Genomic DNA, 18,087 nt, shown 5'->3' with positions numbered 1-18,087 from the left:
CCACGGCCCGTCAGGGCCTCGCCGTGCGTGGGTCGCGTCACACACGGGGGACGCCGTCGGGCGTGTCGCCCGCCCCGTGCAGACGCCCCGCGCCCGCCTCCCCGCCCCTTTCCCGCCGTAACCCTCGCCCGCCCTGCGGAACTTGGCGGCCGAACCGTTTCGCCGGGCGGCGCGGGACACCTGCCGGACCGGAGTGTCAGTCGCGGCCCGTATCCTCATGGACCATGCTCGAAGACCACACGACCGCAGCGTCGTCCGCCACGACGTGGCCGGCCGCGTATCCGCAGGGGTACGCGGTCGTCGACGTGGAGACCACCGGCCTGGCCCGCGACGACCGCATCATCTCCGCGGCCGTCTACCGGCTGGACGCCCGCGGTGAGGTCGAGGACCACTGGTACACCCTGGTCAATCCGGAGCGGGACCCGGGCCCGGTGTGGATACACGGCCTGACGAGCGAGGTGCTCCGGGGGGCGCCGCTCTTCCAGGACGTCGCCGAGGAGTTCGCGGCCCGGCTCGACGGGCGGGTGCTCGTCGCGCACAACGCCGTCTTCGACTGGCAGATGATCGCCCGCGAGTACGCGCGCGCGAAGCGCGAGGCGCCGGTGCGCCAACGGCTGTGCACCATCGCGCTCTCCAAGGAGCTGGGCCTGCCCCTGCCCAACCACAAGCTGGCGTCGCTGGCCGCCCACTTCGGCGTCGTACAGCAGCGGGCGCACCACGCGCTGGACGACGCACGGGTGCTGGCGGAGGCGTTCCGGCCGAGCCTGCTCGCCGCGGCGGCGGGTGGCGTACGGCTGCCGCTGCACGAGTGCCGGCCGCTGACCGAGTGGTCGGACCGGCCCGCTCCCCGGATCGGGCAGCAGGCGGGCCACGGCGGCCACCGGCAGACCGGTTGGCGCCCCGCCCGCAAAAGGCCCGCGTGCCCCTATCCCAACCCCGGCCGGTACGAAGAGGGCGAACGGCTCAAACAGGGCATGCGGGTCGCCTTCTCGGGTGACACCTCCGTCGAACGGGACCTGCTGGAGGACCGCGCGACGGAGGCCGGACTGCATGTCGCCACCAGCCTGTCCCGGCTGACCAGTCTGCTGGTCACCAACGATCCGGACTCGGGCACGTCGAAGGTGGTCAAGGCCCGCCAGTACGGCACGCCGGTGGTGGACGAGGCCGCGTTCGGGCAACTGCTCGCGGATGTCGAGCCCGCGGACGGCTGAGCGGGTACGTGAGCCGTACCCGAGCCGTACGGACGGGTGATTCCGGGCGACTCGCCCGGCGCCCGCTCGCCCGCGTCGCGGTGACGGCTCACCCTGTGGCGCATGGCGACATGTGAAGTCTGCGGCAACAACTACGGAATGACCTTCGAGGTCCACGCCCAGGGAGCGGTGCACGTCTTCGACTGCTTCTCCTGCGCGATCCACCGGATGGCCCCCATCTGCGAGCACTGCCGGGTGCAGATCATCGGCCAGGGCGTCGAGGTAGAGGGCCACTGGTACTGCGGCGCCCACTGCGCCCGCGCGGAGGGGAGGGCGGGGATCGTCGACAAGGTCTGACCGCTTCGCCTGCCCGCCCGGCGGGGCCGTCGCCGAACCCGCGCCGCGGCATCGACGTCGCACGTGCTCCCCGCCGGCGCGGGGACGGCCCGCGGCAGACCCCACGGCGCCGCGAGTCGGTCGCGCACCCCCGCCGGCGCGGGGTTCCGGCCCTCGCGGGGACCTCCCCGCGAGGGCCGATCCCGGCCAAGGTACCGTCGACGCGTGTACCGCTTCCTCTTGTCCCGCCAGTGGGTGATCCTCACGCTGGTCGCCGTGCTGCTCATCCCCACGATGATCTGGCTGGGCTTCTGGCAGATGGACCGCTACGAGGAACGCACCGCCCGGAACGACCTGGTCGCGCAGGCGCTCGACGCGGCGCCGGTACCCGCCGAGTCGCTGACCGCTCCCGGCAAGAAGATCACCTCGCGTGAGCGGTACCGCACCGTCACCGCGAAGGGGCACTTCGACACGGACCGCGAGGTCGTCGTCCGCCGCCGCACCGACTCCGACGACAACATCGGCTACCACGTGCTGACCCCGTTCGTGCTGAACGACGGCGAGGTCCTGCTGGTCAACCGGGGCTGGATCCCCGCGGACGGCCCGAGCCAGACCGCGTTCCCCGAGGTCCCCGCGCCGCCCCGGGGAGAGATCACCGTCACCGGGCGGCTGATGCCCGACGAGACGACCGAGGCGAGCGGCATCAAGGACCTCGAGGGTCTGCCGGACCGGCAGATCATGCTCATCAACAGCGAGCAGCAGGCCGAGCGCCTGGACGCCCCGGTGCTCGGCGGATACGTCGTCCTGATCGAGCCGGAGCCGAAGAACGGCACCCCGGAGCGGATCGGCAGGCCCGGCAACGAGGACGCCGCGCTGAACTTCGCGTACGCGATCCAGTGGTGGCTGTTCGCCGCGGCCGTACCGGTCGGCTGGTGGTTCCTGGTCCGTCGCGAGAAGCGCGACCGTGAGACCGACGGGGACGCGGAACCGGCGCGGGCGGAACCCGCCACGGTGTAGCCGTCCGACGGGTGCGCGCGGGCGGATCCGATTGCTCCGCTCCCTGTCGGGAAGACGGAAACCCGTGCACCCCCACATCGAGGACTACGCGCTCATCGGCGACCAGCAGACCGCGGCCCTGGTCGGCACGGACGGCTCCGTGGACTGGCTCTGCCTGCCCCGCTTCGACTCCGCCGCCTGCTTCGCCAAGCTGCTCGGCGACGAGGACAACGGCCACTGGCGTATCGCCCCCAAGGATGCGGAGCGCTGCACCCGGCGGGCCTACCGGCCGGACACCCTGGTCCTGGACACCGAGTGGGAGACCGGGGACGGCGCGGTACGGGTCACCGACTTCATGCCCCAGCGCGACCGCGCCCCCGACCTCGTACGCGTCGTGGAGGGCCTGCGCGGCGAGGTCACCGTGCACAGCGTGCTGCGGCTGCGCTTCGACTACGGCTCGATCGTGCCGTGGATGCGCAGGGCCGACGGGCACCGGGTGGCCGTCGCCGGGCCGGACTCGGCGTGGCTGCGCAGCGAGCCGGAGGTGCGGAGCTGGGGGCAGGACTTCGGGACGCACGCGGAGTTCACGGTCGCCGAGGGCGAGAAGGTCGCGTTCGTCCTCACCTGGCACCCCTCGCACGAGCCCCGCCCCGCGCTGGTGGACCCGTTCATCGGCCTGGAGCACAGCGTCGAGGACTGGCGGGCCTGGGTCGCCCACTGCGGCTACGACGGCCCGCACCGGGACGCCGTCGTCCGCTCGCTGATCACCCTCAAGGCGCTCACCTACAAGCCCACCGGCGGCATCGTGGCGGCGCCGACCACCTCGCTGCCCGAGGAGCCGGGCGGCGTACGCAACTGGGACTACCGGTTCTGCTGGCTGCGGGACTCCACCCTCACCCTGGGCGCCCTGCTGTCGGCCGGGTATCTGGAGGAGGCCGAGGCCTGGCGCGACTGGCTGCTGCGCGCGGTCGCGGGGAATCCGGCCGACCTGCAGATCATGTACGGCCTGGCGGGCGAGCGGCGGCTGCCGGAGTTCGAGCTGCCGTGGCTGTCCGGCTTCGCCGAGTCCACGCCGGTACGGATCGGCAACGACGCCGTGAACCAGCTCCAGCTGGACGTGTACGGCGAGGTCATGGACTCCCTGTCACTGGCCCGGCTGGTGGGCATGCACCCGCAGCCGCAGATGTGGGAGCTGCAGTGCGCCCTGATGCGCTTCCTGGCCACGGCGTGGCGCGAACCCGACGAGGGGCTGTGGGAGGTACGCGGCGGGCGCCGGCAGTTCGTGCACTCGAAGGTGATGACGTGGGTGGCCTTCGACCGGGCCGTGCGCACGCTCGAGGAGCATCCGGAGCTGAGCGGCGGTGACCCGGACGGCTGGCGCGCGTTGCGCGACGAGGTGCACCGCGAGGTGTGCGAGAAGGGCTACGACCCGGAGCGCAACACCTTCACCCAGTCCTACGGCTCGCGGGAGCTGGACGCCTCGCTGCTGCTCATCCCGCGCGTGGGGTTCCTGCCGCCGGACGACCCGCGGGTCGTCGGCACGGTCGACGCGATCGGTGAGGAGCTGACCCGGGGCGGCCTGGTACGCCGCTACAGCACCGAGGGGGAGCCCGTCGACGGGTTGCCGGGCAGCGAGGGGACCTTCCTGGTGTGCTCCTTCTGGTACGCGGACGCGCTGCACGCGACCGGCCGGACGAAGGAGGCCCGGGAGCTGTTCGAACGGCTGGTGGGGCTCGCCAACGACGTGGGGCTGCTGGCCGAGGAGTACGACCCGGCGTCCGGCCACCAGCTCGGCAACTTCCCGCAGGCGTTCAGCCACATCGGCCTGGTGAACACCGCCCTCGCCCTGTTCGGGGACGAGGGGGCAGGATAGGGCCATGGATCTTGGACTGAAGGACCGGGTGTACGTCGTCACGGGAGCCACCCGGGGCCTGGGCAACGCCGCCGCGCGCGAGCTGGTCGCCGACGGCGCGAAGGTCGTCGTCACGGGGCGGGACGAGAAGAGCGTCGCCGAGGCGGCGGCCGCGCTGGGTCCGGACGTGGTCGGGGTGGCCGCCGACAACGCCGACCCGGAAGCCGCCGGCCGGCTGGTCGCGACCGCCCGTGAGCGCTTCGGCCGCTTCGACGGCGTACTGATCAGCGTGGGCGGGCCGCCGCCCGGGTTCGTCGCCGACAACACGGACGAGCAGTGGCAGGCGGCGTTCGAGACGGTGTTCCTGGGTGCGGTGCGGCTGGCCCGGACGGCGGCGGCGGAGCTGGAGCCGGGCGGTGTCATCGGCTTCGTGCTGTCGGGCTCGGTGTACGAGCCGATTCCCGGCCTGACCATCTCCAACGGCCTGCGGCCGGGGCTGGCCGGCTTCGCCAAGTCCCTCGCCGACGAGCTGGGCCCGCGCGGTGTCCGTGTCGTCGGCCTGCTGCCGGGCCGCGTCGACACGGACCGGGTGCGCGAGCTGGACGGCATGTCCGCCGACCCGGAGGCGACCAGGGCGGCCGCCGAGTCCCGCATCCCGCTGCGCCGCTACGGCACCCCGGAGGAGTTCGGCCGCGCCGCGGCGTTCCTGCTGTCCCCCGCGGCGTCGTACGTGACGGGCGTGATGCTGCCGGTGGACGGCGGGGTACGGCAGGGGTTCTAGGCCCGTCACCCCCTGCCGGGCACCGGGCGCCCCCCGGTGTCGGGCCGTCGTCGTGCCGTCCGTGCGCCCCGCTCGGCCGGCCGGCCGCCAGGACGGCGGTGCGGTCCCGGCCGAGCGGACGGGGACACGGCGGACACCAGGGACGCCGGCCGGCGGGGCGGAGAAGGGGCGCGCGGGGCGGCCGCCGCGCGCTCCCGGGCACGCGAAGGGAGCCCCCCCCCGCTCCGGACGGGCGGCACGGGGCGTGGCCCGCTGCGCGCGCGGGATCAGCTGACCCGTTCGGCCCCGTGTCCGACGCTGTGGAGGTGGACCTCCGCCGGAAGGGCCGTGAGGTTCGCCGAGTCCCGGGCGTGGGTCAGTGCGTGGGCGGTGAGGTCGCGCAGCGCGGTGCCGGGGTCCACGTGGGGTGCCAGCAGCAGCCGGACGCGGGCCGCCGGGGCGTCGCGGCGGCCGGTGAGCCGGACCCCGGCCCGTTCGACCCCGTCCATCCGTTCCGCGTCCTGGACGAGGGCGATCTCCAGGGCCCGGCCGCGCAGCACCGCGCCGTCGCCGTCGCCGGTGTCGACGAGGACCTCGGCGAGCCGGCGGCGGCGCGCCACCGTGGCCAGCCACCACAGGGCGGACAGCAGGACGGCGGCGAGTACGGCGATGACGACCGGCCACCACCAGCCGGCGTTCCGCCACCGGGTCCGCTCGGCGGCGCTGAGCAGCACGTCGTGCGGCCCGTCGTGGATCCACCAGGACGGCGCGGAGGCACCGAGGCCGACGGCCAGTACGGAGCCGCCGAGAACGAACAGGACCAGGCCCACGAGCCCGAGCAGCATACGGTCGACCGTCCTGGGCACCGCCCTCACCTCTTCCGTCCGGGCCGCGCCACCCGCACGGACAGGGCGAGCTGCCGGGCCAGCCCCAGCCCGCGCGCCGCGTCGTGGAGCACGCCGTCCAGATCGGCCCGTACGTCGTCCAGTTCCCGGAAGTGCGACAGCACGCGCACGCGTGCCTTCCGCCGACGCATCCGTACCCGTGCCGACCGCACCCCGGCGACCTCCATGGCCCGGTCGCGCAGCACCGTCGCGGCGGCGTTCCGGTGGAGCCCCGCGCGTACGTCCGGGTGCGTGCGCCGCATCGGGAGCACCTTGCGCAGGCCAGGGGTGAGGGCGAGGGCGAGCAGCCAGAGCCCGAGGGCCGCGGCGATTCCCGCGCCGACGAGGACCCACGTGTCGTCGAGGCGCCGGTCGGCGAGCTGCCGGGCCAGTTCGCGGCGCCATCCGAGGGCGGTCCGGCCGGCGCGCACGGCGGCGATGTCGTAGAGGAAGGCACCCGTGACGAGCAGAAGCAGCAGTGCGACGATGCCCGCGGGGACGCGGCGCGCGGACCAGAAGCGGCCGGCCGGTCCGCGGCCGGGGCCGGACGGCGGCCCGGTGCCGGCTGCCGTCTGCCGCTCCGTGCCGGGCTCCATGACGGGCAGGCGCCGCGTGCCGCCCTCGGCCCCGTGGAAGCCCTCGGAGTGCCTGAAGCCGTCGGAGCGCTGAGGGACGTGGGGGTTCCGGGGCCCCTGGGGCTCGCTCATCGCGTCCTCTCCTGTCCCGCCCCGTACTCCGCCGCCAGGTGCAGTCGCTCCACCTCGACGGCGACCTCCGGCACCGCCATGCCCACCAGCGTGCGTACCCGATGGACGACTTGCCGACGCACCTGTCCGCAGCGGGCACCGACGTCGCACGGGTAGTCGAGTTCGAGGTGGACCCGGACGTGGGCGGTGTCGTGGTGGACGACGACGGTGGCGTACGGGCGCGCCGCGTCCGGGTGGAGCGGGCCGGCCGCCTCGCGTGCCGCCCGGGCGGCGACCTTGGCGACGACCCGGTCGGCGATCCGCGTGACACCGCGCTCGCCCGGCTCCACGGGGGCCAGGGGCCCGGGAAGCCCACCGGCGCCACGGCTCACGCCGGTCACCGGCGACGGTCGTCGCGGGAGCGGAGAAGATCACCGAGGTCCATGTCCCCCTCCAGGAAGCGGCCGACGACGAACCCGACGGCGCCCAGGGCCGCCACCAGCAGGAAGGCGCCGAACCCGCCGAAGTACCCGGCGAAACCCAGCGCCATGCCCACGATCATGCCGACCACGGCCGTGCTCATGGTGCGCTCCCCTCAGTCCTCGGTTTCCTCGGTTTCCTCGGTTCTCAGCCTTCAGTCCTCATACCTCAGCTCGCTTCCGGCTCACTTGATCCGGGGCTCCGGCTCCTCTTCCTCCTCGTCGGGCAGCTTCACGTCGCTCACCGCGATGTTGACCTCGACGACCTCCAGGCCGGTCATCCGCTCCACCGCCGCTACCACGTTCTCCCGCACGTCCCGGGCGACGTCCGCGATGGCCACGCCGTAATCGACGACGATCTCCAGATCGAGCGCGGTCTGCTTCTCGCCGACCTCCGCCTTCACCCCGCGCGTGACCCCTGACCTGGTCCCGCCGGGCACCCGGTCACGCACGGCGCCGAAGGTGCGCGACATCCCGCTGCCCATGGCGTGCACACCGACGACGTCGCGTGCGGCCATCCCGGTGATCTTCTCCACCACGCCGTCGGCGATGGTGGTCCGCCCCCTGGTACCGGGGTCCTGGCCGCCGCGCCGGATCGTCTGGGCCTTGAGCGTCCCCGAGGTCTCGACGGTTTCCTGACCGGTCCGGTGACTCTCCACGTCGCTCATCGTCGTACGTCCCTTTCGGTCGTAGTCCTGTGACCACGGTAGGTGGGGTGACTGCGGGGCGCGCCGCGGATACGGCAGGGTGGAGGAATGACCACGGCGGACGGGTGGACGCGGACGGTGCGGGAGCGGCTGGGGCTCGGCAGGCTGCTGCCGCTGGGAGGAGCGCGGGACGGCGCGTGGATCGCCGAGCGGGCGGCACGGGAGGTGCTGCTGGCCGCGGCCCGGGGTGTGGCGGGTGTACGCCCCGGCGGTCTGCGCATCGCGCCCGCCGGGTCGGAGGGTCCGGGCAAACCGGTCGTACCGTCACCGCCCGGCGCCCTGCCGCCCGGCCCGCTGCGGGTGACGGCCGACTTCGCGGCGACCGCCGGTATCGCGACGGCCATGGCCGAGCCGCTGCCGGCGACGGGCGCCCGTCTGCGCGCGGCACTCGCGGCGGCGGCGACGCGGGGGCTCGGCCTGACGGTGACCGCCGTGGACCTGCGGGTGACGGCCCTGCTGGACGCGGCCACGGGACCGGAGCCGGCTCCCGGGTCCGGTCCGCGGCGGCGTCCCCCGGCCGTCGAGCACGGGGGCGGGGACGAGGGCCGTGCGGCCGGCGCCGCGCTGGCGGTACCGGGCGTGGCCGGGCTGACGGCGACGCTGGGCCGTCCGGTCCACGTCACGGAGGTGCCGCAGGGACCGGCGCTGCCGCGCCGCCATGTCCGGGTGGAGCTGGCCGTCGACGCGGACCACCGGCCCGTGGAGGTGGCCCGGCGGGTCCGCGCGGCGGTGGCGGAGGCCCTGCCGGACCGTCCGTCGGTGGCGGTACTGGTGACGGACGTCTGCTGAGCGGGCCGGGACCGGCTGAACCGGTCGGCACGGGCCGGCTGAACGGGCCGGCACCGGGATGCAAAGGCCGGGACCGGACCGGCTGAACGTGCCGGCACCGGGATGCAAGGGCCGGGACCGGACCGGCTGAACGGCCCTGCCCCGGCCTTTCCCGGACGCCGACCGGCGGTTCGACGCGGTGCCGCAACGGTCCGCGGCCACCGGCCGTCCGTCGGCCGCGGCGCCGGTGACGGCCGTCGCCGCGCCGCCGCGCGGACGCCGGCGGGGGTCCGCGCCCGGGTTACTCCCCGAGTCCGGCCAGGTCGCGCAGCCGGCGTCCCTGCGCGGCCCGCTCGGCGGCGCGCTGGGCCTCGTAGTCCCGGCCCTGGGCGCCCTGGAGCAGCGCCTTGGTCTCGATGACCGCGTCGCGCGGTGCGGCCAGGACCGCCGACGCCAGGTCGTGCACGGCGCCGTCGAGCTGGTCCGCGGGCACGGCGAGGTTGGCCAGCCCGGTGTTCACCGCCTCCTCGGCCAGGACGAAGCGGCCCGTCGCGCAGATCTCCAGCGCGCGGGCGTAGCCGACCAGGGAGACCAGGGGGTGCGTGCCGGTCAGGTCCGGCACCAGGCCGAGGCTGGTCTCGCGCATGGCGAACTGCACGTCGTCGGCGACGACCCGCAGGTCACAGGCGAGGGCCAGCTGGAAGCCGGCCCCGATGGCGTGCCCCTGCACGGCGGCGACCGACAGGATGTCGCTGCGCCGCCACCAGGTGAACGCCTCCTGGTACTCGGTGATGGTCGCGTCCAGCTCGGCGTCGCCGCCCCGTGCGAGGTCGATGAACGACGGCTCGCCGTCGAAGCCCTCGGGCGTGAACGCCTGCCGGTCGAGCCCGGCCGAGAAGGACTTGCCCTCGGCCCGCAGCACCACGACCCGGACGGAGCCCGGCAGCAGCCGGCCGGCCTCGGTCAGCGCCCGCCACAGAGCGGGGCTCTGCGCGTTGCGCTTGGCCGGGTTGGTCAGCGTCACCGTGGCGATCGCGTCGTCGACGGTGAGCCGCACGCCGTCCCTGTCGAGCGCGGGAGCGGGGTCGTGGGCGGGCGAAGCCATGGGGCGCCTCCGGAAGGTGCGGTCGTCGTCCCCGCCGTACGCCGGTTTCCACGCCGTGCGACGGAAGGGCTGAGTGACTGCACAGTAACCACCCGGACGGTCTGGCGACCGGCCGGGTGACCACCTTCACTTTCGGAGCCGAGGGGTCGCCCGGGACGTCAGGCCGTTGTGGCCTTTTTGCCCCGGGTAGCCCCGCCACGCCCTCGCAGCGTGACACCCGACTCACTGAGCATGCGGTGCACGAAGCCATACGAGCGGCCGGTTTCCTCGGCCAACGCCCGGATGCTCGCACCGGCGTCGTACTTCTTCTTCAGGTCTGCCGCGAGCTTGTCGCGCGCGGCGCCGGTCACCCGGCTGCCCTTCTTCAGAGTCTCGGCCACCCGTGCCTCCTCATGGGAAGTGCGCTCTGGTCTCCTCATGATCACCCCTCCAGGGCTTCATGGCCACCCATTCGGCAAGGTCGATGAGACAAGGTTGTGACGACAGGAGCGAGTCCCCACATACGGAATCCACGATTCCAGAGGATCGTGCCCGTACGGCCGAACGGGTTTTTCCGCGAAGTTCCAGGTCAGAAAGGTGTCGCGGCCGGGCCCCCGGCAATGGGGGCCCGGCCGCGAAATCGATGTAGGACACACCTCGTGATGAGGAGATCTCACACAGATGGTGGATCACGGATCGGCCGAATGATCCATACCCAGTGGATCATTCATTCGATCAAGCCAGGGCGACGAGGTCCGCGTAGTCGGCGCCCCACAGGTCCTCGACGCCGTCCGGAAGCAGGATGATCCGCTCCGGCTGGAGCGCCTCGACGGCACCCTCGTCGTGGGTGACCAGGACGACCGCGCCCTTGTAGGTGCGCAGCGCGCCGAGGATCTCCTCGCGGCTGGCCGGGTCGAGGTTGTTGGTCGGCTCGTCGAGCAGCAGCACGTTCGCCGAGGACACCACGAGGGTGGCCAGCGCCAGGCGGGTCTTCTCGCCGCCGGACAGGACACCGGCCGGCTTGTCGACGTCGTCGCCCGAGAACAGGAACGAGCCCAGCGTCTTGCGGACCTCGACGAGATCGAGGTCGGGGTTGGCCGAGCGCATGTTCTCGAGGACGGTGCGCTCGGGGTCGAGGGTCTCGTGCTCCTGCGCGTAGTAGCCGAGCTTGAGGCCGTGGCCCTCGATCACCTGGCCGGTGTCGGGCTTCTCGACGCCGCCGAGGAGCCGCAGCAGGGTGGTCTTGCCCGCGCCGTTGAGGCCGAGGATGACGACCCGGGAGCCCTTGTCGATGGCCAGGTCGACGTCGGTGAAGATCTCCAGGGAGCCGTACGACTTGGACAGGCCCTCGGCCATCAGCGGGGTCTTGCCGCAGGGCGCCGGCTCGGGGAAGCGGAGCTTGGCGACCTTGTCGGACTTCCGCTCCGCCTCCAGACCGGCCAGCAGCTTGTCCGCGCGGCGGGCCATGTTCTGCGCGGCGACGGTCTTGGTGGCCTTGGCGCGCATCTTGTCGGCCTGCGAGTGCAGCGCGGAGGCCTTCTTCTCCGCGTTCTGCCGCTCGCGCTTGCGGCGCTTCTCGTCGGCCTCGCGCTGCTGCTGGTAGAGCTTCCAGCCCATGTTGTAGACGTCGATCTGGGAGCGGTTGGCGTCCAGGTAGAACACCTTGTTGACGACCGTCTCGACCAGGTCGACGTCGTGGGAGATCACGATGAAGCCGCCGCGGTAGGTCTTGAGGTAGTCCCGCAGCCAGACGATCGAGTCGGCGTCGAGGTGGTTGGTCGGCTCGTCGAGCAGCAGGGTGTCCGCGTCCGAGAACAGGATCCGGGCCAGCTCGATACGCCGGCGCTGACCGCCGGAGAGCGTGTGCAGGGGCTGGCCGAGCACCCGGTCCGGCAGGTTGAGCGCGGCGGCGATGGTGGCGGCCTCGGCCTCGGCGGCGTAACCGCCCTTGGTGAGGAACTCCGTCTCCTGCCGCTCGTACTGCTTGAGCGCCTTCTCGCGGGTGGCGCCCTGGCCGTTCGCGATGCGCTGCTCGTTCTCGCGCATCTTGCGGATCAGGACGTCCAGGCCGCGCGCGGACAGGACGCGGTCGCGGGCGAGCACGTCGAGGTCGCCGGTGCGCGGGTCCTGCGGGAGGTAGCCGACCTCGCCGGAGCGGGTGACGGCGCCGGCGGCGGGCTGGCCCTCGCCGGCGAGGACCTTGGTGAGGGTGGTCTTGCCGGCGCCGTTGCGGCCGACCAGGCCGATGCGGTCGCCCTTGGCGATGCGGAAGGTGGCGCTTTCGATGAGGACGCGGGCACCGGCGCGCAGCTCGATGCCGGAGGCGGAGATCACGGTCAGACTCCTGAGCGGGTGGGTGGCGGGATGGGCGGCTGAGGACGTTTCCCGCCGTCTAATGCGCGAGGAGAATGGCCATGGGGGCCAGTCTAACGGGGCCGTGCAAACGCTTTTCACGGGTGCGGATGTCCGCGGTCCGGTGGCCGCGGATGCTCCGCGTGGTCAGCTGCCCCCGGTGTGCACCTGGAAGGCCGCCCGGCGTACGGCCTTGGCCAGGGCGGGGTCGGGGTGTGCGGCGGCGAGGGCGACCAGGACCTGCACGGTACGGGGGTGGCCGACGGCCCGGACCTCGTCCAGCAGGGCCGGGACGGTGGGCTGCACCGCGGACTCCAGGTGTCTCACGAGCAGCGGGGCCTCGCCGTGGTCCGCGACGGCGGCCGCGGTGTCGACCCACAGCCAGGTGGCCTCCTGGCGGGTGAGGACCTCATGGGCGTCCTCGGGGTCGGCGCCGTCGTGCTCGGCCAGCCACAACAGGGCGTAGGGCCGCAGGGTCGGCTCGTCGAGGACGGCCCGGACGTCGGGCTCGGCGGGCGCGCCGACGACGCGCAGCGCGTCGAAGGCGAGGCCGCGCAGCAGGGCGTCCTCGCCGCGGGCACCGCCGAGCAGTTCGGCGACGGCGCTGCCGACGGGGCGCGCGGCGAGCCAGGCGCGGTACTCGGCGCGCGCGGCGTTGGGGCGGAGCTGGGCGCAGCCGCGGAGCATGTCCTCGGCCGACTGCTCGATGTTGCCGGCGGGGCTCTGCGCGGCGACGCAGATCTGCTCCAGCTTGACCCAGACCGCCCAGCTGCCGAGCGGAGTGAGCGTGGCGTGTCCGTCGCCGCAGGTGAGGGCGCCGACGGAGGCGAGGGCGTGCAGGGCCCAGTCGAGGAGGGGGGCGAGCGGGGTGTCGGCGGTGGCGTCCGGGAGCGGTGCGGGCGCGGGGGTCTGCGGCGTGCCGGGCTCGAGACGGGGGCCGTAGGGCACCTCGCAGCGCTCCGTGCGCAGCTCGGTGACGCGCTGCTCCAGGAGGTCCAGGAGCTGCGCCACCGGGACGGGCCCTGCGGACAGCTGGAGGAAGGAGAGCACCTGGGGCATCGCGGAGATGACCTCGGCCACGGCGGCCGGCTCCTGCCCGGCGGGCTCGGGGTGGGCCAGCGACCAGGCGTCGAAGAGGGCGACCCAGCCGCGCAGTACGGCGCTGTCGTCGCGGTTCCAGGCGCGCAGGCGCCAGCCGGGGCGGGCGCTGCCGCCGTGCACCTCGACCAGTCCGGCGAGACGGGCGGTGTCCCAGTCGGCGCGGACCTTGGCCGCCGTCAGGCCCAGCTCCCGGGCCGCCTGCTCGGCGGTCGCGTCGGAGAGGGTGGCCTTGCCGTCGGCGGTCGCGCTGCCTCGGCCCGGGCCGAGGGCGGTGTCGGCCCAGCGGGCGACACGGGCCGCGTCGGCCAGACCGGAGCGCGCCATTCTGGCCAACTCCGACCGGGCCGGTGTGCCCTCCGGGGGTCGCGGCGCGGCGCGGCGCGGACGCCGCTGGTTCATCGCTTGGGGGGCGGCGGCCAGGGGTCGGGGGCGGACGAGTCGAAGCCTGGAGTCGCGCGGGATACGGGACGTCACGGGTGCAGTCTTCCGGTTGACGGTCCGAAAACCCAAACGGAATGCCGTGACTGACGCCGGGGACGGCGGACGCACGGTTACGGCACGCCGTCCGGCATGAGAACAGGCCAGTGGTACGACGCTAAACGGAACCGGGCGGGCCCGCGCCGGTGCGTGGGTGCGGCGGGGTCACACCAGGGGGGTCATGAAGCGGCGCAGGGTCTCTTCGTAGTCGTGCGGGTCGACGTTCCACATGGCGCCGTGCGGGGCGCCCGCGACCGTGTGCAGGGCGACCAGGCGCGGGTGGGTGTCGGCGAGGCGCCGGGAGAGCCGCCAGGGGGCCACCGCGTCGCCGGGGCCGTGGAAGATCAGGGTCGGGACCGCCGGGCGGTGGAGACCGGCGGTGCCGGCGTCGTGGTCGGCGCGCAGCCCGGCGCGGCCCTGGGCGGCACGGACGGCGAGCGGCAGGAGGGCGCCCGGTGTGCGGCGGGCGGCGGCCAGGGCGCGCAGGGTGGTCTCCCAGCTGAGCACCGGGGAGTCGAGGACGAGTCCCGCGATGCGGTCGCGTACGCCGGAGAGCGCGGCGGTGCGCAGGGCCATGGTGGCGCCGGTGGACCAGCCGAGGAGGACGACCTGGCGGGCGCCGTGGGCGAGGGCGTAGCGGACGGCCGCGTCCACGTCGCGCCACTCGGTCTCGCCGAAGTGGTGCAGGCCGTCCGGCGAGGGCGGGGCGCCGACGTCGCCGCGGTAGGCGAGGGCGAGCACCGGGACGTTCCGGCGGTGCAGGGGGGTCATGAGGTTCATGGCGTGTTCGCGGGTGGCGCCCAGGCCGTGCACGGCGATGATCCAGGTCGGGCGGGCGCCGGGCAGGAACCAGGCCGGGAGGGGTCCGAGTTCGCCGGGGACCTCGACGTCGGCGTGGTCGAGGTCCAGGGCGGTGCCCGGATCGCCGACGTACAGGTTCGGGGTGAACCAGGCCCGGTCGCCGGCCGTGAGGGTGCCGTGCGTGACGCGTTCGAGGCGGCGTACGACGGTGTCGGCGCCGTGCTCGGCCGTGTCGAGGACCTCGCCGACCACGGCGTGCGAGCCGTCGCCGGCGAGGCCGTACCGGCCGGGGCGCAGCGCGGCCAGATCCCGGGTGAGGGTGATCTGCCCGGCGGCGGTGCCGTGCACGGTGAGCCGGGGTTCGGTGGGCAGGGGCCTGCCGGGGGGCGCCTTGAGCGCGACGTCGGCGGCGAGCCGGCCGGCGACGACGCTCGCCGCTCCGGCCGCCAGGGCTGCGGTGACGGCGGCGGTCGTCGCTGTGACAGTGCGCATGGGGCCAGTCTCCTGGTGGAGTCCTCGGGCGGCCAGTGGGGCGGGCGGCGGGGGGTGACGTGCCCCGCCGGGGGCGCCTGCCGGGCCGGGAGCCATGAGTCGGTCCTGCTTGCCGGTACCCCCGAAGCCGCGCGGTACGCGCCGCACCGGAACCGGAGGCGGGTTCCGTCGGCGGAACAAGCGGCCGGGTCCCTGCCACCGGGGGCCTGACTCCCGTACCGGTGGCAGGGTCCCGCACCAGTGACCTGACCCCGTACCAGTGGTCCGGTCCGTACCAATGACCTGACTCCGTACCTCTTGGCCGGGTCCGTACCAGTGACCTGGCCCCGTACCGTCGACCGGGCCTTGTACCGGCGACCGAGCCGTGTACCCCTGACCGGTTCTCGTACGGTGCCGAGACCAAACCTCGCACCGGTGACCGGTAACCGGCCTCCGTGCGGTGACCGGCCTCCGTGCCGGCGACCGGGCCTCCGTCCCGGTGGCCGACCGCCCGTTCGTCAGCCCCGCTGCCCGTACCCCCGGAGCCGTTCCGTCACCTCCGCCAGCTGGTGGTCCGTCAGCAGCGACGGGGTGCGGCCCGGCACCGAGGAGGCCGTCAGCCAGAGGCGGCACATCCACTCCAGCTGGGCCGTGCGGTCGTACGCCTGGTCGAGGGAGGTGCCGTAGGTGATCGTGCCGTGGTTCTGGAGGAGGCAGCCGGTGCGGTCGGTGAGGGCATCGAGCATGGTGCGGGCCAGTTCGTCGGTGCCGTAGGTCGCGTAGGGGGCGACCCGGACGGGGCCGCCGAGGGCGGCGGTCATGTAGTGGACCGGCGGGAGCTCGGGGACGAGGACCGAGACCGCCGTCGCGTGGACGGCGTGGGTGTGGACGACGGCCCGGGCGTCGGTTGCGCGGTACACGGCGAGGTGCATGGGCAGTTCGCTGGTGGGCACCAGCGTGCCGAGCACCTGCCGCCCGTCGAGGTCGACGCCGGTCATGTCGTCCGGGGCCAGACGGTCGTAGGGAACACCCGTAGGAGTGACCAGCACCGTGTCGTCGACGCGCACCGAGACGTTGCCGGAGGTGCCGACCACCAGCCCGTCCGCCACTGTCCGCCGGGCCGTCGCGACGAGTGCCTCCCAGGCGGCCTCCGTGGACCGTTCCTCGTCGCCCCGCACCTCTCCGACCCGCGAATACGTCACAGTCACCGTCTCCTTCCGGGCATCGGGTGCCCCCTGCCGTGCCGCCGCCGGCCGGCCTCGCGGCGATCCTGCCAGGCACGTCTCCGGAGAGCATCGGGCCGGACACACAGAGGGAGGCGGTAGCGCCGGTTCCGGTCACCGTGGCGCCCAGCCCAGTTCATCTTCCGTTCACTCTGGTTACCTACGTTCGTCCAGCCAATGACCTCGAACGATTGCCTGGGTAAATGGAAAGCTTCTCGCTGATCCTCGCGATTGTGGTGGTAACCGCACTCGCGTTCGATTTCACGAACGGTTTCCACGACACCGCGAACGCGATGGCAACGACCATTTCGACCGGTGCGCTCAAGCCCAAGGTGGCGGTGGCGATGTCCGCCGTCCTCAACCTTGTCGGCGCCTTCCTCTCGGTGGAGGTCGCCAACACGATCTCCAAGGGTCTCGTCGACGAGACCGGCATCCGTCCCGAGGTCATCTTCGCCGCCCTGGTCGGCGCGATCCTCTGGAACCTGCTGACCTGGCTGGTCGGACTCCCGTCCAGCTCCTCGCACGCCCTCATGGGCGGCCTGATCGGTGCCGCGGTCGCCTCGGCGGGCGTCGGCGCGGTGAACGGCGACGCGCTCGTCACCAAGGTGCTGATCCCGGCGATCGCCGCCCCGATCGTCGCGGGAGTCGCGGCGCTGCTCGGCGCGCGGCTGACGTACAAGCTCGGCCGCAAGGCCGACGGCAAGGCCGCCTCGAAGGGCTACCGCGCCGGACAGATCGCCTCCGCCGGGCTGGTCTCGCTGGCGCACGGCACCAACGACGCGCAGAAGACGATGGGCATCATCACCCTGGCCCTGGTCGCCGGCGGCTCCCTCGCCCCCGACTCCGACCCGCCCCTGTGGGTCATCCTCTCCGCGGGCGTCGCCATCGCGCTCGGCACCTACCTCGGCGGCTGGCGCATCATCCGCACCATGGGCAAGGGCCTGACCGACCTGCAGCCGCAGCAGGGCTTCGCCGCCCAGACCAGTGCCGCCACGGTCATCCTGGCCTCCTCCCACCTCGGCTTCTCCCTCTCCACCACCCACTCGGTCTCCGGCGCGGTGATGGGCGCGGGCCTCGGCCGCAAGGGCGGCGTGGTGCGCTGGTCCACGGCCACCCGGATGTTCGTCGCCTGGGGTCTGACCCTGCCGGCCGCGGCCCTGGTCGCCGCGATCGCCGAGTGGGTCTGCGGCCTGGGCGACTGGGGCACCGCGCTCGTCGCCGTCTTCCTGGTCGTCTCCAGCGCCGCCATCTGGAAGGTCTCCCGGCGCGAGGTCGTCGACCACACCAACGTCGTCGACGAGGCCGAGCCGTCCGGTGTGGTGACCACGGCGATGGCCGCCGTGTCCCCGCCCCCGGCGGGCGTCACCGAGGACCTGGCGGGCACCGTCCCGGCCTCCGCGTCCGACTCCAAGGCCCCGTCGGCCACCACCACCGTCTGAGCCCGCGCCCCGGGTACGAAGGAAGCGAACCTCCATGAGCATCGACTGGGCAGCTCTCGGCTCCGTCTTCGGGGTCAGCCTCGTGGCCACCGTGGTCCTGGTGGGCCTGTTCACCCTCGGTATCACCGGCCTCTCCCGCCAGGAGCGGGCCGCCGCGCAGGGCGGCTCCGCGGCCCTCGCGGTCACCGGCGCGTACGCGTGCTTCGCGGCCTGCGCGGCGGCGGTGGCGTACGGGATCTATCTGATCGTCGCCTGACCCACGCCGATCGTCGCCCGGCCCACGAAGGCCGCCCGGCCCCCGAGGGTCGTACGGCGACGAACGTCGCCCGACCCTCCGCGCAGACCCCTGAGGCGGGGGGGGGGGGGGGGGGGGGGGGGGGGGGGGGTGTTGCTTGCCTTTCCTTTTTCTGCTTCCTCCCCCCCCCCCTTCTCCCCTTCTCTCCCCCCCCCCCCCCCCCACCACCCCCCCCCCCCCCCCCCC

19 protein-coding genes are annotated in these 18,087 nt (G+C 73.8%); 8 read left to right on the top strand and 11 right to left on the bottom strand.

The annotated features are described in order from the left end of the window. Positions 1-224 precede the first annotated feature (224 nt). The 5 genes from ACZ7G3_RS11515 (at position 225) to ACZ7G3_RS11495 (ending at position 5,155) form a co-directional block, all read left to right on the top strand. On the top strand, positions 225-1,211 hold the full coding sequence (locus ACZ7G3_RS11515) for a DEDDh family exonuclease (protein WP_470924894.1): 987 nt from the start codon (positions 225-227) through the stop codon (positions 1,209-1,211). 102 nt (positions 1,212-1,313) lie between these two features. Further along, the gene (locus ACZ7G3_RS11510) at positions 1,314-1,547 is read left to right on the top strand and encodes a hypothetical protein (RefSeq protein WP_071528763.1); all 234 of its coding nucleotides are present in this window, start codon (positions 1,314-1,316) and stop codon (positions 1,545-1,547) included. A gap of 204 nt (positions 1,548-1,751) precedes the next feature. Then, complete coding sequence (locus ACZ7G3_RS11505; RefSeq protein ID WP_470924892.1) at positions 1,752-2,543, top strand: SURF1 family cytochrome oxidase biogenesis protein; 792 nt, start codon at positions 1,752-1,754, stop codon at positions 2,541-2,543. A 64-nt stretch (positions 2,544-2,607) separates the two neighbouring features. Then, complete coding sequence (locus ACZ7G3_RS11500) at positions 2,608-4,395, top strand: glycoside hydrolase family 15 protein (protein ID WP_470924891.1); 1,788 nt, start codon at positions 2,608-2,610, stop codon at positions 4,393-4,395. A 4-nt stretch (positions 4,396-4,399) separates the two neighbouring features. Then, complete coding sequence (locus ACZ7G3_RS11495; protein WP_470924889.1) at positions 4,400-5,155, top strand: SDR family oxidoreductase; 756 nt, start codon at positions 4,400-4,402, stop codon at positions 5,153-5,155. 266 nt (positions 5,156-5,421) lie between these two features. Here the strand turns inward: ACZ7G3_RS11495 and amaP are convergent, their stop codons facing one another. The 5 genes from amaP to ACZ7G3_RS11470 all read right to left on the bottom strand — a co-directional run bounded on the left by amaP (position 5,422) and on the right by ACZ7G3_RS11470 (position 7,851). Next, positions 5,422-6,009: an alkaline shock response membrane anchor protein AmaP gene (amaP, locus tag ACZ7G3_RS11490; RefSeq protein WP_470924887.1), complete on the bottom strand. Its 588-nt coding sequence runs from the start codon at positions 6,007-6,009 to the stop codon at positions 5,422-5,424. After that, positions 6,006-6,614 (bottom strand): DUF6286 domain-containing protein, encoded by a 609-nt coding sequence (locus ACZ7G3_RS11485; protein ID WP_470924963.1) that lies wholly within the window; start codon positions 6,612-6,614, stop codon positions 6,006-6,008. The genes amaP and ACZ7G3_RS11485 overlap by 4 nt, the downstream gene beginning before the upstream one ends. A gap of 107 nt (positions 6,615-6,721) precedes the next feature. Continuing rightward, positions 6,722-7,105 (bottom strand): hypothetical protein, encoded by a 384-nt coding sequence (locus ACZ7G3_RS11480; protein ID WP_470924886.1) that lies wholly within the window; start codon positions 7,103-7,105, stop codon positions 6,722-6,724. Continuing rightward, the gene (locus ACZ7G3_RS11475; RefSeq protein ID WP_426599498.1) at positions 7,102-7,287 is read right to left on the bottom strand and encodes a hypothetical protein; all 186 of its coding nucleotides are present in this window, start codon (positions 7,285-7,287) and stop codon (positions 7,102-7,104) included. Before ACZ7G3_RS11475 ends, ACZ7G3_RS11480 begins: the two co-directional genes overlap by 4 nt. An 81-nt stretch (positions 7,288-7,368) precedes the next feature. Then, positions 7,369-7,851: an Asp23/Gls24 family envelope stress response protein gene (locus tag ACZ7G3_RS11470; RefSeq protein WP_426599499.1), complete on the bottom strand. Its 483-nt coding sequence runs from the start codon at positions 7,849-7,851 to the stop codon at positions 7,369-7,371. Between the two features lie 87 nt (positions 7,852-7,938). On the opposite strand from ACZ7G3_RS11470, the gene ACZ7G3_RS11465 reads away from it, so the two are divergent. After that, a complete protein-coding gene (locus tag ACZ7G3_RS11465; protein WP_470924885.1) occupies positions 7,939-8,679 on the top strand; it encodes a nucleopolyhedrovirus P10 family protein in 741 nt (246 codons plus the stop codon). Positions 8,680-8,959: 280 nt separating this feature from the next. Here the strand turns inward: ACZ7G3_RS11465 and ACZ7G3_RS11460 are convergent, their stop codons facing one another. The 6 genes from ACZ7G3_RS11460 to ACZ7G3_RS11435 form a co-directional block, all read right to left on the bottom strand. Further along, the gene (locus ACZ7G3_RS11460) at positions 8,960-9,763 is read right to left on the bottom strand and encodes an enoyl-CoA hydratase/isomerase family protein (protein ID WP_470924884.1); all 804 of its coding nucleotides are present in this window, start codon (positions 9,761-9,763) and stop codon (positions 8,960-8,962) included. Positions 9,764-9,921: 158 nt separating this feature from the next. Further along, positions 9,922-10,143, bottom strand: coding sequence for a helix-turn-helix domain-containing protein (locus ACZ7G3_RS11455; RefSeq protein WP_053128672.1), 222 nt, complete (start codon positions 10,141-10,143; stop codon positions 9,922-9,924). Positions 10,144-10,477: 334 nt separating this feature from the next. Beyond that, complete coding sequence (locus ACZ7G3_RS11450; RefSeq protein ID WP_426519361.1) at positions 10,478-12,076, bottom strand: ABC-F family ATP-binding cassette domain-containing protein; 1,599 nt, start codon at positions 12,074-12,076, stop codon at positions 10,478-10,480. 165 nt (positions 12,077-12,241) lie between these two features. After that, complete coding sequence (locus ACZ7G3_RS11445; RefSeq protein ID WP_426599502.1) at positions 12,242-13,669, bottom strand: hypothetical protein; 1,428 nt, start codon at positions 13,667-13,669, stop codon at positions 12,242-12,244. 168 nt (positions 13,670-13,837) lie between these two features. Continuing rightward, the gene (locus tag ACZ7G3_RS11440) at positions 13,838-14,965 is read right to left on the bottom strand and encodes an alpha/beta hydrolase (protein WP_470924883.1); all 1,128 of its coding nucleotides are present in this window, start codon (positions 14,963-14,965) and stop codon (positions 13,838-13,840) included. 497 nt (positions 14,966-15,462) lie between these two features. Beyond that, positions 15,463-16,146: a class II aldolase/adducin family protein gene (locus tag ACZ7G3_RS11435; RefSeq protein ID WP_426599504.1), complete on the bottom strand. Its 684-nt coding sequence runs from the start codon at positions 16,144-16,146 to the stop codon at positions 15,463-15,465. A 224-nt stretch (positions 16,147-16,370) separates the two neighbouring features. Here ACZ7G3_RS11435 and ACZ7G3_RS11430 point away from each other — a divergent pair, with 224 nt between their 5' ends. Further along, the gene (locus tag ACZ7G3_RS11430) at positions 16,371-17,606 is read left to right on the top strand and encodes an inorganic phosphate transporter (RefSeq protein ID WP_426599505.1); all 1,236 of its coding nucleotides are present in this window, start codon (positions 16,371-16,373) and stop codon (positions 17,604-17,606) included. A gap of 34 nt (positions 17,607-17,640) precedes the next feature. Next, entirely contained in the window at positions 17,641-17,862 is a 222-nt protein-coding gene (locus tag ACZ7G3_RS11425; protein WP_426519351.1) for a hypothetical protein, read from the top strand. The last annotated feature ends 225 nt before the right edge of the window (positions 17,863-18,087 follow it).

The organism is Streptomyces sp. NPDC037271 (assembly GCF_055603605.1).
Note: the sequence above shows the minus strand (reverse complement) of the source record. Positions and strands in the feature narration are given on the sequence as shown.